This window comes from Paenibacillus sp. FSL R5-0486 (assembly GCF_037975155.1).
Lineage (GTDB): Bacteria > Bacillota > Bacilli > Paenibacillales > Paenibacillaceae > Paenibacillus > Paenibacillus amylolyticus.
Genome location: NZ_CP150237.1, coordinates 437,913 through 455,466, shown reverse-complemented (window position 1 = coordinate 455,466; position 17,554 = coordinate 437,913). Strand labels below are relative to the sequence as shown.

18 protein-coding genes are annotated in these 17,554 nt (G+C 43.9%); 5 read left to right on the top strand and 13 right to left on the bottom strand.

Annotated features, from left to right (window positions below):
- Window positions 1-98 precede the first annotated feature (98 nt).
- Both MKY01_RS02170 and MKY01_RS02165 read left to right on the top strand, forming a co-directional pair.
- Window positions 99-821, top strand: a complete 723-nt coding sequence (locus MKY01_RS02170) for an amino acid ABC transporter permease (RefSeq protein WP_036616642.1) — start codon at window positions 99-101, stop codon at window positions 819-821.
- 223 nt (window positions 822-1,044) lie between these two features.
- Entirely contained in the window at window positions 1,045-1,695 is a 651-nt protein-coding gene (locus MKY01_RS02165) for an amino acid ABC transporter permease (protein WP_339190173.1), read from the top strand.
- A gap of 517 nt (window positions 1,696-2,212) precedes the next feature.
- Here the strand turns inward: MKY01_RS02165 and MKY01_RS02160 are convergent.
- From MKY01_RS02160 to MKY01_RS02125, 8 genes are all read right to left on the bottom strand, one after another.
- Entirely contained in the window at window positions 2,213-3,550 is a 1,338-nt protein-coding gene (locus tag MKY01_RS02160) for an FAD-dependent oxidoreductase (RefSeq protein ID WP_339287065.1), read from the bottom strand.
- Window positions 3,551-3,609: 59 nt separating this feature from the next.
- Entirely contained in the window at window positions 3,610-4,464 is an 855-nt protein-coding gene (locus MKY01_RS02155; RefSeq protein WP_017691040.1) for a carbohydrate ABC transporter permease, read from the bottom strand.
- Window positions 4,448-5,362, bottom strand: coding sequence for a sugar ABC transporter permease (locus MKY01_RS02150; RefSeq protein ID WP_339285188.1), 915 nt, complete (start codon window positions 5,360-5,362; stop codon window positions 4,448-4,450). Before MKY01_RS02150 ends, MKY01_RS02155 begins: the two co-directional genes overlap by 17 nt.
- Before the next feature lie 240 nt (window positions 5,363-5,602).
- On the bottom strand, window positions 5,603-6,313 hold the full coding sequence (locus tag MKY01_RS02145) for a hypothetical protein (protein ID WP_339285186.1): 711 nt from the start codon (window positions 6,311-6,313) through the stop codon (window positions 5,603-5,605).
- Between the two features lie 30 nt (window positions 6,314-6,343).
- Window positions 6,344-7,639, bottom strand: coding sequence for a sugar ABC transporter substrate-binding protein (locus tag MKY01_RS02140; RefSeq protein WP_339285184.1), 1,296 nt, complete (start codon window positions 7,637-7,639; stop codon window positions 6,344-6,346).
- 103 nt (window positions 7,640-7,742) lie between these two features.
- A complete protein-coding gene (locus MKY01_RS02135) occupies window positions 7,743-8,510 on the bottom strand; it encodes a response regulator (protein WP_339285183.1) in 768 nt (255 codons plus the stop codon).
- A gap of 5 nt (window positions 8,511-8,515) precedes the next feature.
- Complete coding sequence (locus tag MKY01_RS02130) at window positions 8,516-10,339, bottom strand: sensor histidine kinase (RefSeq protein ID WP_339285181.1); 1,824 nt, start codon at window positions 10,337-10,339, stop codon at window positions 8,516-8,518.
- Window positions 10,340-10,581: 242 nt separating this feature from the next.
- Window positions 10,582-10,770 (bottom strand): aspartyl-phosphate phosphatase Spo0E family protein, encoded by a 189-nt coding sequence (locus MKY01_RS02125; protein WP_282319606.1) that lies wholly within the window; start codon window positions 10,768-10,770, stop codon window positions 10,582-10,584.
- 588 nt (window positions 10,771-11,358) lie between these two features.
- Here MKY01_RS02125 and MKY01_RS02120 point away from each other — a divergent pair.
- The 3 genes from MKY01_RS02120 to MKY01_RS02110 all read left to right on the top strand — a co-directional run bounded on the left by MKY01_RS02120 (window position 11,359) and on the right by MKY01_RS02110 (window position 12,499).
- Entirely contained in the window at window positions 11,359-11,475 is a 117-nt protein-coding gene (locus MKY01_RS02120; RefSeq protein ID WP_222592206.1) for a putative holin-like toxin, read from the top strand.
- 430 nt (window positions 11,476-11,905) lie between these two features.
- Window positions 11,906-12,082 carry a hypothetical protein gene (locus MKY01_RS02115; RefSeq protein ID WP_339285178.1) on the top strand — a complete coding sequence of 59 codons (177 nt, stop codon included), beginning with the start codon at window positions 11,906-11,908 and terminating at the stop codon, window positions 12,080-12,082.
- 93 nt (window positions 12,083-12,175) lie between these two features.
- On the top strand, window positions 12,176-12,499 hold the full coding sequence (locus MKY01_RS02110) for a hypothetical protein (RefSeq protein ID WP_282319610.1): 324 nt from the start codon (window positions 12,176-12,178) through the stop codon (window positions 12,497-12,499).
- A 98-nt stretch (window positions 12,500-12,597) separates the two neighbouring features.
- Here the strand turns inward: MKY01_RS02110 and MKY01_RS02105 are convergent, their stop codons facing one another.
- From MKY01_RS02105 to MKY01_RS02085, 5 genes are all read right to left on the bottom strand, one after another.
- Entirely contained in the window at window positions 12,598-12,867 is a 270-nt protein-coding gene (locus MKY01_RS02105) for a hypothetical protein (protein WP_100527819.1), read from the bottom strand.
- Between the two features lie 78 nt (window positions 12,868-12,945).
- Window positions 12,946-13,632, bottom strand: coding sequence for a hypothetical protein (locus MKY01_RS02100; protein WP_339285177.1), 687 nt, complete (start codon window positions 13,630-13,632; stop codon window positions 12,946-12,948).
- A 333-nt stretch (window positions 13,633-13,965) separates the two neighbouring features.
- Window positions 13,966-14,151 (bottom strand): aspartyl-phosphate phosphatase Spo0E family protein, encoded by a 186-nt coding sequence (locus MKY01_RS02095; protein WP_282319613.1) that lies wholly within the window; start codon window positions 14,149-14,151, stop codon window positions 13,966-13,968.
- A gap of 404 nt (window positions 14,152-14,555) precedes the next feature.
- On the bottom strand, window positions 14,556-15,911 hold the full coding sequence (locus MKY01_RS02090) for a transcriptional regulator (protein ID WP_152682945.1): 1,356 nt from the start codon (window positions 15,909-15,911) through the stop codon (window positions 14,556-14,558).
- Window positions 15,912-15,941: 30 nt separating this feature from the next.
- Window positions 15,942-17,312, bottom strand: coding sequence for a hypothetical protein (locus MKY01_RS02085; RefSeq protein ID WP_282319615.1), 1,371 nt, complete (start codon window positions 17,310-17,312; stop codon window positions 15,942-15,944).
- Between the last annotated feature and the right edge of the window lie 242 nt (window positions 17,313-17,554).

Sequence of the window (17,554 nt, the reverse complement as noted above, 5' to 3'; positions counted from 1 at the left end):
GAATTAAGATAGTTAAGCGGCGAATTCGTCTGCTGGATGCGAAGCATGAGCAGACGTAATCGCCGTTTCTACATCTGGAGAACGGAGGCTTCGCCTATATGGGCACATTGGATTTCAGCGTACTGATGCGACACTCGGATCGTTTTCTGGAAGGGTTCCTGAATACGATTCAAGTGAGCATTATGGCTCTCATTGGCAGCTTTATCCTTGGCGCGATCCTGGCTATCTTTCGGATATCCCCTGTGAAACCGCTGAACTGGATCGGCACGGCTTTTGTGGAATTTATCCGAAACATCCCATTGTTGCTGGTTGTGTTTTTCTTCTATCTTGGACTGCCTGCACTAGGCATCTCGCTGGATGGATTTGTCTCCGGTACTCTGGGTTTGACCATCTACACCGCCGCTTTCATTGCCGAAGCAATCCGAGCGGGCATTCAGACCGTGCCGCGTGGACAACTGGAAGCAGCAAGGTCTTCAGGTTTGTCCTATGTACAGGCCATGAACCTGATCATTCTGCCCCAGGCCATCAAGATTGTACTGCCGTCCATCGGCAATCAGTTCATCAATTTGGTCAAAAACTCATCCATTCTTGCCGTTGTCGCTGGTATGGATCTTATGTATTTTGCCGACCTGGTTAACTCGGATACGTTCCAGCCGCTAAGTGTGTACACCATTGTTGCGCTGTTCTATCTGGTGCTGACGCTACCACTCAGCTTCCTGGTGCATTATATGGAGCGCAGGTTTGGACAGAGTGATGCAGAGGCGCGCAGCACCAAGGGCAAACCGAAAAAGAACAAACCGGCAGGTCAGGTCACCATGTAACAGATTGACTTGTACCTGCGCAGATTTTTAGGGAAATATATTGGCTTGTCCATGTGGTTTAAATGAGTACTGGATCGTCTGTGTTTTGCTGGCATTGGTGATCATGTCACAGTGCATATTGTAATTCACTGCTACGGTGCTTGAGTTGCTTTATATACAGTCCATGCCCCATCTATTGATCTTCGATATTCCATTCCTGCATACAGAAGGAGGCTAATAAAATATGGACTTTAGCGGGGCCTATGCGTGGCCCAACCTTCGTTTCCTGCTTCAAGGATTCCTGATTACCCTGCAGGTAGCAGGGCTATCCATTATATTCAGCTTTGTGCTCGGCACTGTGCTGGGTACGATCCGGTTTACCCGTATCCCTGTTCTGTCACAGATCGTGGCAGTGATCGTGGACACGATCCGAAATCTGCCGCTGTTGCTCATCATTTTCTTCATCCACATGGTGCTTCCACAGCTCGGGATTAAAATGTCCGTCTTCTGGTCCACAGTTGTTGGACTGAGTCTGTTTGAAGGCGCGATGATCGCCGAGATCGTCCGTAGCGGTCTGAAGTCTGTTGAGCGCGGTCAGGTGGAAGCTGCCCGCTCCTCGGGCCTGAGTTACATGCAGACTCTCGGTGGCATCATCATGCCACAGGCGCTACGCCGCATGTCCCCGCCGATGGTCAGCCAGTTCATCTCACTCCTGAAGGATACTTCACTGGCGATCATCATCTCTCTGCCGGAACTGATGCACAACGTGCAGATCCTTGGCGGTCAAAGTTTTGATTACATTATCCCGGCCCTGCTGCTCGCAGCCGTATTGTATTTTGCCATCAACTACGCGCTGTCCATTGTCGCAAGACGACTTGAGGCACGGATGAATTGATAATCAGAGAGAATAAGGCATGAAAGGATACGAAAAATGAAGGAACAACTAGGAACATCAAGGAACCGAGACCCCGTGATTGATTAGATATGATTAGGCATGAAGGAAAGAACCTAATAGATGAAAAGAATGAAAGCGCGCCAAAGACTCTAAACCCATCTATGCAGTGGATTTGGAGTCTTTGGGGCTACAGTTATGCTCATCAATTCACAAGCTTCCCACCAATTTCTAACGAACTGAGGGAAGCTTATTTAGCTATTTTGGGGATAGTTTCTAATCTAACGAATCGTAGACGCTCTATTCTTCCGATTCACCCCACTTTTACCCCCTATTGCAGAGTTTTGAGTAAAATAGCTTCACTGAGATTCGTTACATTTTTCATTTCAGCTTATATTCCCGAATTAGACGCCTCAGGTTCGTTAAAACTTACGCCACCCACCGCGAATTAAATAAACACCCACTCCCACTATTAATGATTCACCCGATTCGCCCAATTCGTCCACAATCAGCTCATCCGCTAGATCGCTGCTCCGTTGCGACGTAATTCCGCCTGTAACAGCTCGATCGGCAGATCAACCGGATCAAGCTTCATCTTCACTGTTAGTGCAGCCGCTGTTCCCGCGGCCTCCCCGGTAGCCATACAGCTTGGAGTCAACCTTGTCGTTGCATGCGCCTCATGTGTGGTGGAGATGCAGCGTCCTGCCGCCAGCAGATTGCGGATATTGCGAGAGATCAGACAGCGATACGGAATATCGTACGCCCCATCTCCTTCTATAAAGGCAGCCACAACGCCTTGACCCGAAGGGTCATGAATATCAATCGGGTAACCGCTTCTAGCGATCACATCGTCGAACTTTCGTCCTGCAACCACATCAGCCTTGGCCAACGCGTAATGTCCAATGATCCGTCTCGATTCACGAATACCAATCTGCGGCGCTACTGCCGAGATCGAAGCCCGTTCGAATCCAGGCACATCACGTTGCAAAAACTCAGCAATCATCAGCACCTGCTTCCGGCCTTCCTGTTCCGCAGAGGTCAGATCCTCGGCATCTGTCGCATCAAGTCCCTGCACCCGGGTACAATTAATCAGCACTTCATCCTCTGCCGGTCCGGTAAAAAACAACACCTGGTCGCGATTAATCGGCACACCTGCTTTTTTCCACTGGGAATAGAAACCACTCACCCCGGTTAACGGAATGCTGTCCAGTTCAGCAAAAGGAGTTTTCACATAGAAATCCTCCGGGTGCTCCAGCATGTATTGTTTCACTCGTCCAAGATCCACACCACGCATGCGGAATTTCATGGTCATCGGCTGTGACTGGTGGTCTCCGTCTCTTCCCTTTGCCACAGAAGCACCCGCAAGATAAGCCAGATCCGCATCACCGCTTGCATCCACAAATACATTCGCCTGGAATTCCATTCTTCCAGATTTGTTGGTCACTCTCACCGCTTCCACCCGATCCTCTACAACGACCACCTCGTCCACAAAGCTGTGCAATAACAGCCGAACACCAGCCTCCTGCAACATCTCTGCCGCAACCACCTGAAAGATGGCTGGATGGTACGGCGTGACGGTATGAACAAATCCAACCGTATCGCGCAGATGCCCCGGAGAGCCGCCACGTGCCTGCAAACGATCCACAATCTCCTGCGCAATACCTTTAATAACCTGCTCACCACGCTCCGTATGGAAAGTCATCCAGGGATAGACCATAGCGGCGGTTGACATCCCGCCCACGAATCCATATCGCTCCACCAGCACTGTTCGTATACCCCGTCGCCCAGCCGCAATGGCTGCCGCTACACCCGCAGGGCCCCCTCCCACAATAACGACATCTGCTTCTTCCTTTTTCATGCTCATCCGTTCACGCAAATGTTGTCCCTCCTTCCGTTCTATTGCACGTATTACACGGCTTACTCTTTCAGTCCCGTCATGGCAACCCCCTCAATGAAGCGCCGCTGTGCCAGGAAAAAAACAATTAACAGTGGCAAGGTTGCCATGACGGTGGCGCTCATCAGATATTGCCAGGCTGTACCCACTTCATCTGTAAACAGGGATAATCCAAGCGGCAGCGTCATTAGATCACGCGAGTTAATAAAGATCAACGGATCAAAAAACTCATTCCAGATCGTCACAAACGTAAAGATCGTCAGCGTAGCCATACCCGGCTTGGCAATGGGCAGCATAATTCGCGCATATATCCGGAATCGGTTGCAACCATCAATCATCGCCGCTTCCTCCAGCTCCGTTGGCACCGTAATGAAGAACTGCCGCATCACAAAGATGCCAAACACACCACCCGCGCCAAAGATCGGCAATAATATCAGCGGAAGATGGGTATCAATCCACCCCAGCTGCCGCATGAACAGAAACATCGGAATCGCCGTCACCTCATGGGGAATCATCATCGCACTCAGCAGGATGAGAAATACCACATTACGTCCTTTAAACGGAATTTTGGCGAATGCGTAACCGGCGAGGGAAGCAAAAAATACTGTTCCTAGCACAACCAACGCAGAAATGTAGATACTGTTCCAATAAAAACGGTGAAACGGAATCAATCGAAAGACATCGATATAGTTCTGAAATCGGAATGGTTCCGGTATCCACTGCGGTGGATAGGTGAATATGCTCTGGGGTTCCTTGAATGATGTCGATATCATCCAGATAAATGGCACAATCATAATGAGGGAAATCAGAGTCAGCAACAAATACGTCCCCAGAGTACTTCCTATCTTCCGCCCCGAAGGACTAGGCATCGCCTTCATTGAATACCCACCTCTTTCGGAGCTGCCATTGCAGCAGCGTCAGAATTAGCACGATAATGAACAGTACATATGCGAGAGCAGAAGCATAACCAAACTGAAATAATTTGAATGCTTTTTCCCAGATATAATAAACCAATACCTTGGTGCTGTTGCTCGGCCCGCCCTGTGTCATCACATAGATCTGCCCGAATACTTTGAGTGAACCAATCACAGTCATGACTACGGTCAAAAACACGGTTGGCGTGATCATGGGCAGCGTGACGTGAAAGAAGGTTCCCCTCTTGCCCGCCCCGTCTAATGTTGCTGCTTCGTACAGTGAACGCGGTACCTGCTGAATAGCTGCAATGAACAGCACCATATTCAGACCTACATTTTTCAGCACACTTGTCACGATAACCGCTGGCATTGCCAAATCCGGATTGTAAAGCCAGGCCGGACCCTTGATGCCGGCCATCAACAGAAGCTGATTAATCAGTCCCGACTCTGTCGCATACATCAGCTTCCACACGATGGCCCATACGATCAATGAGGTCATGACCGGAACAAAGATGGCGGTTCGGAAAATTCCGATGCCCCGCAGATTTCTGGATAGCAGCAACGCGAGCAGTAGGGCGAGCACAATATTAAGCGGCACCAGCCCCGCTGTGAAATAAACCGTATTGGCAAGCACTTTCCAGAACATGGCGTCTGTAATAATATTCCGGTAATTATCCAATCCAATAAAATGATGATCCCCCAGCAGCGGCCAATCGGTCAGGCTCATGTATAACGCGAGACCCATGGGAAACAACAGCAGCAGGGTAAACCCAAGCACCATCGGCGATACAAACAGCCAACCCGCGATCTGGGCCTCTCTGGCGAGCGGTCCCCCTCTTTTGCGCTTGTGTGAATGGTTCACAAATCAGGCCTCCCCCTTTTAATCCAATTTCCTCCGAAGCAGAACTCTGCGACGATTCTATATAAGGTGAACTATACATTTACACAAGAACGTAGAGGACAGAAAAAACCTGAAGAAGCGAAGTGGTCGCCTTTATCCTCGGATTTCCCCTTTATATATGGGATTCAAAAAAAATCTGGGGATAACAGCGATCGGAAGGTTGTTCTGGCATCGGAGTGGCAAGTGTAAATATTCTTTAGTTCAACTTATATAGTCCGAACGGTTCAGACTGTCCACCGCATTGCGGAACCCGTTCACAGCCCTTCGCAGCTGTTCCTCCGTGTTGCCAGTCACGACCGCTCCAAGCATAATCGCCTTTACCCCGGTATCGCGCAGCACCCGAACATCCTCCGATACCAGCTTTCGTTGGGAAGGAACCAATACCGGTACCTGGGCTTGCAAGACCAGACGGCGATACTTGAGTACATCCGCGAAGCTTAGCGGTGTACCATATTCTTTTCCAGGTACAATGGATGCCTCCAGAGCGGTGAAGCCGAAGTGAGCTGCCGATGTTACGAGGGAAGCATCATATTCCTCATTGATCGCAAACGTTGGGTCCAGCCCCAAGTCATTCAACATGAAGGAAGGCAAGTGATGTGCATAGATGGAATAGAAGTCAAAACCCAGCCCGGAAAGCCTCTCCACATCCTCTCGCCTTGCTCCATCAATACTGCCAGAAGGTACGACCCCTACCGGACCACCAAACTCACTGCGGATCGCCCGAAACACCTCGGCGTACATGTCCAATGGACCAAAATGATTCCCGCTGGCGCGATGACCGACATTATAATGTACCTTCAGTGCATCAGCGCCCTCTTCCATAGCTGCCCGTGCCAAAGCAATATCATTCTCAGGCAGGCTGACCACCAGCGACAGCGGTTTCCGTTCAAGTAATTCTTTGAAATTGCCCATTGTTCTCACCTCCGGTTTCGATCAAATGACTTAGGGTTGCAACACGCTTTGGATCTCTTCCTGCATTTGTTTCAGGTTATCCTCAGCTGTCACTGTCTTTGCAAATAGTCGGTCAAATCCCTGCAATACCGCATTGTCGATATCCTGCCAACGGATATGACCGGGGATTAAGCGCGCTTTGGGCATTTCATCAATGACCGCCTGCACGATATGCTCTTTGCTCGGGTTATTCGGCTGAAGAATGAATGCATCTGAGTTCAGAACAGAGGTACGCGGAGGCACAAAGTAGGTGGCTGTCGCCTGAATCCCCTGCTCACTGGCAAAATACTTCAACAGTTTCTTCGTTTCCTCTGGATGTTTACTGTCGTTGAACATGGCATATCCGGCCTGCCCCAGCATCGGCACACTGCCTTGAGAACCGGAAGGCATAGGAGCGATGCTCCATTCAAAATCCGTAATTTCTCTTGCTTTGGAAACATAGCTGTAATTATCAAAGAACATGCCCACATTGCCCGCATCAAAGCTGACCTGTTCGCCCGCCTTCGGGTGTGATTCATCGGTGAACATCATGCGTTCCAGCAATTCAAAGGTCTGTACGCCATAGGCATCGTTCCAGGTGAACGTTGTCATGCCTTCGTCGAATGGACCGCTTCCATTGGACCAGGAGTAGGAGGAAAGCACCGCCCAGGTCTTCCAGTCGCGAAAAAAGTTGGCACCATAGATTCGGTTGGTCGCATCCTTACTGGTAATGGCTTTGGCGGACTCTTCGAACTGTTCCCATGTCCATTTTCCTTGGGTGGCAAGTCTGTTTGGATCAGTCAGACCGGCTTGGTCAAACAGCGTTTTATTGTAAAACATGACCACCGGAGGTGTAGAGAAAGGTAGCCCTAGCAGTTGATCGCCATCACGGAACAAATCCAATGTACTTGGAATATAATCATCCAGCTTAAACTGTGCATCTTCCTTGAACTCGGATACATCGGCCAGAATGTGGTTGGACTTGAATTGTGGCACCATTCGCTCCGATACCCAGGCGAGATCGGGAAGAGAGCCTCCGGCGGCAAGCACCGAAATTTTTTGCTGGTATTCTGCGAAAGGTACGGATTCCATCGTTACTTTGATGCCTGGATTTTCCTTTGTGAAGTCATCAATCAACTTGTTGTACACATCCATATGCGCCTGATTGCCCCACATCATGAACTTCAGCTCGACCTCTCCATTCTCTCCGCTTGCACTGCCAGATTCACTGTTAGAATTGGAGCTTGCGCACGCGATTGAAGCCATCATCATGAGTACAAACACCAGTATCAGTCCTGCTTTTTTCATGTAAATCCCCCTTATGGACGTCGTGGTATACATGTGCAACCAAAGTATAACGAAAGCATCGTTCCCCCTTAAATCACGTCAACTACAGAAATGGTATGGTTTTTCAAGAGATACTGAATCGGTCTCGATATTCTCCTGCGGTCCATCCCACCTGCTGCTTGAACACCAACATGAAGTGTTTGGGGCTCTGATGCCCGGATAACCGTGCCACATCATAGATTTTGAGACCCGTGTTGATCAGCAACCACTTGGCCCGCTCCATACGTGCCTCAGTGATGTATTCGGAATAATTGATGCCTATTTCATTCTTGAACAACTGGCTTAAATAAGTAGGGTTCAAGTTAACAAGATCTGCTATCGTCTGAAGTCGCAGATCTCCATCGGGATGTTGCTTGATGTGCTCCTTCACATCTCGGATAATCTTCCGTGTATCTCCACCAGCGTGTTCTGTTTTGCCAGATGGCTCAGGGATAGAAAGAGTTGTAATACCGTATCTGCGATCCAGCAGCAATTGAATCTTTTGTATGCATAATGCCAGTTCATAACGATCGATGGGCTTCAACAGGTAGTTCAACACTCCAAACTCCATCGCTCTGCGTGCATATTCAAACTCGCCGTAGCCGCTAATGATGAGCATTAGCAATTCAGGGTACATGTCTCTTGCTTTGCTTACCAAAGTTAATCCGTCCATTTCACGCATGCGGATATCCGTGATTAACACGTCCGGCACCTCACATCTCAGAAAATCCAGTGCCTCGGTACCGTTCGACGCTTCGCCCGTTACCTGAAACTGAGAAGACACTTGTACGATCAGCTCCCTCAGTCCCTGACGGATGACCGTCTCATCCTCTACAAGCAATACTTTATACATGCGCTTCAATCCCCTTTCGGTAGAAGTTGAATGGATATCGTGACCACCAGTCCCTGCCCGGGACTTCCATCAATGCTTAGGCTGCCGCCTTCTCCATACATGAGGCGAAGCCTCTGAGCGATATTGTTAAGCCCCAGACTGTCCCCGGCATGGCAACGTAATGCCTCATTGGAAGGCTGTTTTGATATAGACTCATTTAACTCGTCAATCTTTGTCTGAGCCATACCCTTACCGTTGTCTCGTACACTAATCAGCAGCTCATGGTCGAATTTCAAGGCAGATACCCAGATTACTCTTCCATTTTCCTGTCCTTCAATGCCATGGTAGACTGCATTCTCCACCAGCGGTTGCAGTACCAGCTTGGGAATCAAATACTCCGTTATTGCTTCTTCGATGTCATAGATAATCTCTAACTTGCCGTCGTAACGTACCTGCTGAATGCGTACATAGGATTCTACAAAAGCAAGTTCTTCTCCAAGTGGAACCATCCGGTCCACCTTATCAATCGTATAACGCAACAGCTTGCCAAGCGCCGTCACCATGTCCGATACCTCAGCATGCTTCTGGCGAATGGCCATCATGTTAATGGACTCCAGCGTGTTGTATATAAAATGGGGATTCATCTGGCTTTGCAACGCTGACAACTCTGCCTCCCGCTCTTGAATGCCCAACAGAAACACCTCATTGAACAGTCGATGAATCTCTTCCATCATTCGGTTAAAGCCCCGGCTAATCTGTCCGAATTCATCACTGCTGAAGTGTGATACACGCTGGCTAAAATCTCCCTGCTCCACCCGAATCATGTGGTGCTTCAGTCGAATCAGCGGCCGGGTGATACGATAAGATAACAGAACCGCCAGAATCGCTATACCCACCATACATAACACAGCGAACCATATTGTGAAGGTGAGCATCTCACCCGACTCCTTTTGAATCACAGCAATAGGTGTAAGACTGATCACCGAAAGCCCGGAATAGCTGGAATGGTGTTGTACATAGAGATAGGGCTGCCCATCCAGAATAACTTTTTGGTTTCCTGCATAGCTTTGAAGCTGTCCCTGCATTAGCAACTGGTCGTACGCAGACATCCCTCCGATTGAGGTCCGTTCGAACAGCAGACGCTGCTTGCTGTCTACAATCATCAGGCTTGCATCTTGCTCATAATTCAGATTGGATAACAGTTGACCGAAGGCCTCCAGACGGATATCAATCAGAATGTAACCCAATCGCTGGAGCGTGCCCGGATCTCGAAGCACTCTGCCCACCGATATATACGATTCTTGCTGACCGCCCGTGTAATAGCCGGGTTGATGCGGAGGAAGCAGACGCCATGTCCCTTCCGAGTCTTCAAGCTCTGCAAACCAATCATCCTGCCTACTGTCCCATACCGGCTTGACCGCCAGTGAATCGAGATTGGAGAACAAAATACCGCTGTTGCTGATCAGATGAATTCCCCGAATCTCGGGCCGGTCATAAGCTTGACCCGATGTGTAAAGCTTCATTTTCAAATAATCCTCAGACCTCGCCCATGTTCCCGACCCCATTGAAGCGTTGTATTTGCCCAGAATGCCAAGCACCATCTGATCGTAAAGCGGCAAGAGCGACAACCGCTCAAAGTCCTTCAGCAGCCGATTCAGATTGGCGTTAATCTGGCGAACCATATCAATGGTGAATTGCTCGGTCTTGCGATCCATCGTCTGCGAGAAATGCTTGTAGTTCATCAATCCCTGCAAACTTAGCGGCAGCAACGTCAGCGCCAGGAACAACAGGAGCAACTTGGTGCGCAGGTTTACATTTTTTCCGAAAAAAATGCGTACCTTGTCCATCATTTCCGTTCATCCCTCCCTCTCCCGATCATTGTATGAGCCCCCTTCACAGATCAATCTGGATATAACTGGGGTCATCATATCCAGTTTTAATGATCATTCGCTATCCTGCCAATCCTGGAATTGGTACGGAATTTCAAGTTATCCGCATAGGTTTCAGGGTGAACGCCAAAAAGCCGACTGTATCGCTACAGTCGACTACGCTATTTCTATAGAACACTAATTAGACCAAAAAACCGACTGCATTATGCAATCGGTTGTCTGTTCCTGAGATGGCTTTTATATTTGAATCGATTATATTCATTAATAAGCTCGTCCAGTACCATGGACTGTCGGAGGACTTTGTTGTCCTGCATGCCATGATTCTCCGCCAAACGACTTAACTCATGCCTATTTCGTTCGATTTTATCTTTGATCTGCTTCGGTTCACTCATAGCATGCACCCCCTCTTTGTATAACATTTTAGGATACATTGCCAAAAAATTCATATTTTATTCCTTTGCAGAACTAATTGATTGTTTGCAAAGGTGGTTTTCATAAAACAAAAATTAATTTATATCTCCCTACTTTACCTGCCTCAAAAAAGCTAAGTCAGGATTGATGCCATCTCCCGTTTGAAATAAACGCCTCATATGATCCGCTTAAAGATTACTGATCTCAGCCGGACTCATCTCTTCATCTACATAGGGTTCATTGTTCACCACAATCTGGTTTGAGTGGTCAGAGTAGAGAAAAAAACGAAACAGATCCTTGGCCTTCACGGTTAAAGGAACTAATAACCCCCGCAGTTGGTACATTGAATCAAGAAAAGTATGGTCTATCAGGCCCACTAATTCTGAAATTATACTTATACTGATGGTGTAAACCCACTGTTGTCGATTGCAATCACTAGACATATAAATCAGATGTGTTCTGATCGCTGCAACGGTATCCACTATAATAGTATGTATGGTATAATATTCCTATCAACAGAATGGCTAATATGGGTGGTCGGCTAGTCTCCTGCAAAGGAGGTGATGCCTGTGGCGATTGAAACGGTATTGACATTAATGATCAGTTTTGCGGGGTTCATTGTAACCTTGATTGGACTGATTGTAACTATTGTCATTGCCTTAAATAATCAAAACAAAAAGAAATAGACCGCCCCAGCTAAGGTAATGGTCTATTTCAGCTACCTATGCACAGCCACCGCCCTTAGAAGCGGCTGTTGTAAAGAGTAGGGATGTTCGCGCATCCTTGCTCTTTTTTTATTATCTCCAGTTTAGCACAGTTTGTTGCAGAAGTTAACTCTTTACTGGTAATTATTGTCGCTCATTTTTGAGTAGAAGGGAAGGGGTATAAAGATGGTTGTTGCATAAAGGTTCGCTTAATCTTTAAGCACATCCTGTCTGCCACACATTCAAATAAAATAAGTTCCTCTTTATTGAATCCTCATTTTAGTAAACAGACGGAAGTATTCACGAGTTATTTTCAAAAAAAACCTCCAATTGATTTCCTTCTTTATCTCTCATTAGAAGCGTAATTACCTAACTGTACTTGCTCAAAACGCTACTCCGCTCGGGTGAGCAGATGTTTCCTTTTGCTACAGAACGTTACGATCTGCAAGGGAAAAGCAAAATCGATCTAGTTTATGATCTGATTCAGCCTTCCCTATGTCTTCCTGCCGAACCTACGTCCTATGGATTCTTGGTATCCATCGGCTTCAGTGCTTCAAACGAGTTCGGAGCGTGGATTTCACTTCATTAGTGATTTAAAACGAACCGTATTTTCTATCCGCAAGACATCCGGCAATCACACAAAAGCTTTTCTTCCTACATCTCGAAAACGGATACCGATCTGGTGACCATCGGCTCCTCCGATTACCATCGCTATGAAGGCAAGCTCAATGTAGTGGAGAACGCCGCTTTGCTCCTATGTTGGAAAGATGGAGAAGGGTTTAATCCCAAGCAAATGAGAGCTTTTCTAAGTACGGATGTTTCCCTAAGTAATGAAGAAATTCTGAGCTATTACAGCAAACGTTGGGCCATTGAAACGTATTTTCGGACGGCGAAGGTTAGGCTGGCTATGGATCAGAAAAAGCATGACATGATTGAGTATATTTACAACCAAACCCAAGGCGGAGCTACATTAGACCAAATTAAAACGCAGCTCAAAGTGGCATAGGGCTACTGTCAGGCTTTTTAACTTACTAATATTTGAAGCGATTATTGGCAAGTACAGTAAATAAGAAAAAAAGTATTCGGGACCCGAATACTTTTTACTTATTTACTTCGTAATGAATTTGCTAAATATAACATTAACATCCCTAAAAATATCAATAATATTCCTTCAATTTTATACGACCAAATCTCTGAGTTTATGAAACTACCAAAGATATCAGAGGTATCAGACTTAACATTTTGGTATTCTGCAAGAACCAACATAGCTTTGTCCATACCCCAATCAGTACTTTGAGCAATAAACTGAAATCCAATAACAAATAATACAAGTGAACAGATAAGGGCTACTAAGGAAATCATTTTACTTTTCAAATTTAAATTCTCCTTTGATAATATAGTATTGCTGTTGTATGCGCTACCATATTACCAAAATTGTGAAATTATGTCTAGTTACCAACCAGTAGTATCTTGCCAGTAAAAGTATAAACCCGTCGGTTCTTTATACTCATAAGTACCAATATAAGAATCAGAAAAGAAACCTTGTTTCCATATCTGAAACGAATAGTAGTTGTATGTTGGTGCGCAGTAAATGGTATATGTTTTATTTGCAGGAATTTGGATTGGTCCGTATGTTTTGTTAAAGTTACGAGTTGCCTGATAGGTCGTGCCTAGCTTTGCAGCAATCTCTGCGCCTCCCCATCCAGCTTTCGAAGAAACCTCAGCAGAGAACGTAGTAGCTACACCATCAATAACAGACAAGGACAAGGGCGCTGGACCTTTTCCAATCGCACGCTCAATAACATTTCCAGTAATTTGGGTCATGTCAATGTTTTTCAGATAGTAATCTCCTATCGCAGAAGGAAGCACCTGATCGTTTGATAGATTGGAACGGGTCTTATCAAAAGGAACATAATACCCTGCAATAATTGTTTCAGGATCAAGTCCTTGTGAACTAGCTTTTTCTTTAAAATTAGGATCAAAAATACCTATTGCACTTGTCTGAGAAATATCATTATTACTCACTATTTCAGGCGTATTCATACTTATAACTGGTCCCTCAGATGAAGCAGATGCCACCGTTGAAAATACAGAAGAAATCATAATTGCTGTTAATAGAATTTTCCCAAATTTTTTCATAGATAGAACCTCCTCATAAGTTTTAAAATAGTCACGTTAATAACCTAACTAACTTAATAAAGAAACTAAGATCATATGACTGTGTTATCTTTGAATCTAGAATTCTCTCTTCATCGACTTAAATCAAATTTTATCCATATCCTAACGTTGCAATCACCTCTTTTCTTTCTTTGTAATTGAGAACGTGCTCAGATTAATCATATAATCATTTTCAAAAGAAACTTAAATAAACTTTTTATGAATAATAATCCATAATATAGCCCTATTGTTATTAAACATTGATGATCACCATACAAACACTATTTTTAGTATGACTATGATTTCAAGTTAGCTTCACAATACTTTACACCTCTTTACGTTCACTCCTAAAGTAACTCGATTATATTCATTAATTAGCTCATCCAGTGCCATAGACTGTTCAATCACTTTTATATTTGAGATTTCATATTGATCTACCAAGCGACTCAACTCTTGCCGACCCTGCTCGATCTGGTCTTTCAAGATACTTAGTTCCCTCATGGCATGTACCCCTCTAGGACATTCTAGAAAAACATTTAATATGAGTTTGCTATTAGTTTCGCTCATGACTACAAGTGCTTTTTAGAACATAATATGTTTTGCATAATATTGTAAAAACAAATCTTTAGAAAAGGCATTGCGCTCTGTCTAATCCCTTTTCAAAACACAAAACAGCCTACCTCAAAAGCAGATAGGCTGTTTGTTTTATTTAATATTTATCGTCTTAAATAATTGTGAATACGTCTCTTGCTGAGACAAACTAGCTTGCTGTCTATAAGTTCCGTATAGATCTACACACTTTACTAGCATGTGATCGTCTTGAATCTCTTATTTTTCAAGTGATTTTCAATATAGGAACGTATATTGGACATTTTCTTCACCGTCCCTTCTTAGATATTTCATTATCAAAAAGTTGGTGTGCTTAACTTTTCTATTACATTTTTGTACTTTTTCATTTGTGATTCATCGGCTTCACTCCGATACTCCCCATACAGATCCAAACATTTAATGCACATCAGATCATCTTTACTTGAAGATGAGAGCTCTAAACATATAAGTAAGGCATCCATTCCAATTGAATAATTACGTTTTTTCATTTGATACCTTGCCAATTCATAATAAAAGTCTTGATTCACGCGGTTAAACATTTGATCGTTATATCCACTTTTATTTTGCATATCCGTATTAATTAATTTGATCTGATTTTCGAATCGAATCAAGGCATAGTCAATGTTAAAGGAATACTGATTAGCCGATTGCAAAATATTAACCAATCCAGCTAACATTTCTGACGGGTTGTTTTCGATATAATCCAAATAAGAATCGATTACACTTTCTTGACCAAGCATTAATTGGTACAACAGTCGATTACCCTCCCCCCATTTTTTGAATAAATCTATTATTTCTTGATCCTCTTCTGTAGGGTTCTCTATCTCAATTATCTCCATGTATTTTTTCAGATAATTTATGGCCTTATCGTACTTCTTGCGGGCATCATAAACGCTTGATATTAATAAGTTTGCATAGGCTACATATGTAAAAAGAGGATAGGCTGTTAGCCTTTTTTTATTTTTTCGCCTACGGGATTGAATTTTTAATTGAAATTCTGCAATCCGTTCCAGTTCCCGTGCCCATGCTTCGACCTTGTCCCACAAATGTATCGTATTATACACGTTGGCCAAGTCTTTAATTGCATCCAATTGCACTTCTTCATTTAATTTATCAATATACGGTTCGAACTTAACCGCCGCATTGAGATTATCAAATTTACTCAGTGTTTTATGAAGTAGGAAAATACGGTACTGGCAAAGGGCCAACCGCTCCGAGTGTTGATATTTCTCACTGTCGGCTACACATTCATATAAAATTAGTGCCGCTTCATTCATGCTTTTACTATAGAGACTCTCTGCCACATCAAATAACTTATCAATATAGGATTGATCATCTGTCACATGAGTAATGACTTGTTGAATAATATCCAGCTTGCCAATCTCAGCACAACGATATATAAACGGTTCTAAGCGTCTCCAATGGGGTGCAGATTCAATAAAACACTCCACACCATACATATCATAAAAGTACCCCTGTTCTAAATCCATTGCTGATGTGATTTGGCCTAGTTGGTTCATTGAAATAAGTCTGGTTCCCTTAATGATAGCACTTAATGTGCCCACATTAATGTCAGCGATTTCTGAAAATTGCTGTAGATTATATCCCTTATTCTTCAAGTGACTTTCAATATAGTAACGTATATTGGACATTGTCTTCATCGTCCTTCCCCAGATGTTTTACTATCGAAAAGTTGGTACACTTAACTTATCTATTAGTTTTGTATACTGCTCTTCCTGGGTCTTACTAGCGTGATTTCTATACTTTCCATATAAGTCAATACATTTGATACACATCATGTCATCATTACTTGAGACAGAACGTTCGAAACTAGTAATTAAATGTTCGATCCCCTGCTGAATCTGGTTTTGATTTAAATTGTATTTTGCTAGTTCGTAGAATAAGTGAGTATAGCTAAAATTCAAATCATGCAAATTATTCGTCCCTAGTACGTAGTTAACTAGCCTGTTCTTATCAAGATAATTATGGAATCTATCCAATGCGTAATTAATATTGTACGAATACTGATTAGCACACTTCACGATATATACGAAAGCTGTTAGGATTTCTTTAGGATTGGCATCAAGATAATCTAAATATACATCTAGAATTTCGAAACCACCTAAAAATAATGTATATAAATATCGATTACCCTTAGCCCACCCCATTAATAGCTTTATTAAATCTTGTTCTTCTTTAGTTGGACTTTTAATTTCATCCAGAATATTTTCATATATATCTATGTACCTTAATGCCTGTACATATTGTTTTCGCTCTTCAGAGACATTAGCCTGTAGCAGATTAGCATAAGCATTATAAACAAATAGAGGATAAAAGGATTTACTACCTTTAGTTTTATGCTTTTTATTTTGAAATTTAATCTGAAAGTTAACTCTCCGTTCCAGTTCTTGAGCCAATTCCAGAACCTTATCCCATAAGCTAATTGAAGCATATATATTAGCTAAATCTTTAATGGCATCTAATTGTACTTCCTCATTCAATTTATCGATATACGGTTCAAACTTTACGGCTGCATTGAGATTATCAAATTTATTCAGCGTTTTATTAAGCAGGAAAATGCGGTACTGGCATAAGGCCAACCGCTCTGAGTGTTGATATTTCTCACTGTCTGCAACACACTCATATAAAATAAGAGCTGCTTCATTTAATCCTCTAGCAAAGAAGCCTTCAGCTACTTCAAATAACTCTTCTATATAAGATCGATCGTCCGTCACATGAGTAATAACTTGTTGTATGCAATCCAGCTTACTAAGTTCAGCACACTCGTATAGGTATGGTTCCAAACGTCTCCAGTGGGGCGCAGATTCAATGAAGGATTCTACCCCGTAACTTTTATAAAAATAACCTTTTTCTAATCCCACTACAAAAGTAATCTGATTCAGTTGGTTCATAGACATTGGTCTGCTACCTTTAAGAATGGCACTTAATGTCCCAACATTAATCCCAGTAATATCGGAAAAATGCTGCAACTTGAGATCGTTCTCTCTCATGTATTTCTCAATATGTATTTTTATCGTAGGTACCGATTCCACGATCTCACCTCCGTCATCCAAATCACTTATAATTCAATTACATATAATAAATGTTATTTTAATCCTGTATTTTACATCGGTCAATCAACAAAAAAAAGTAAGTAAGCATTATCATCCTTAAATCAGGATCTGATATTGCTTACTTACTTTTCAAAACAGTGTAAATCTCCTATAATCCTGCTCCACCATGAGTGCTTGGGCTATACATTATAACATTTTCGATATTGCCCTGAGAAAAGACA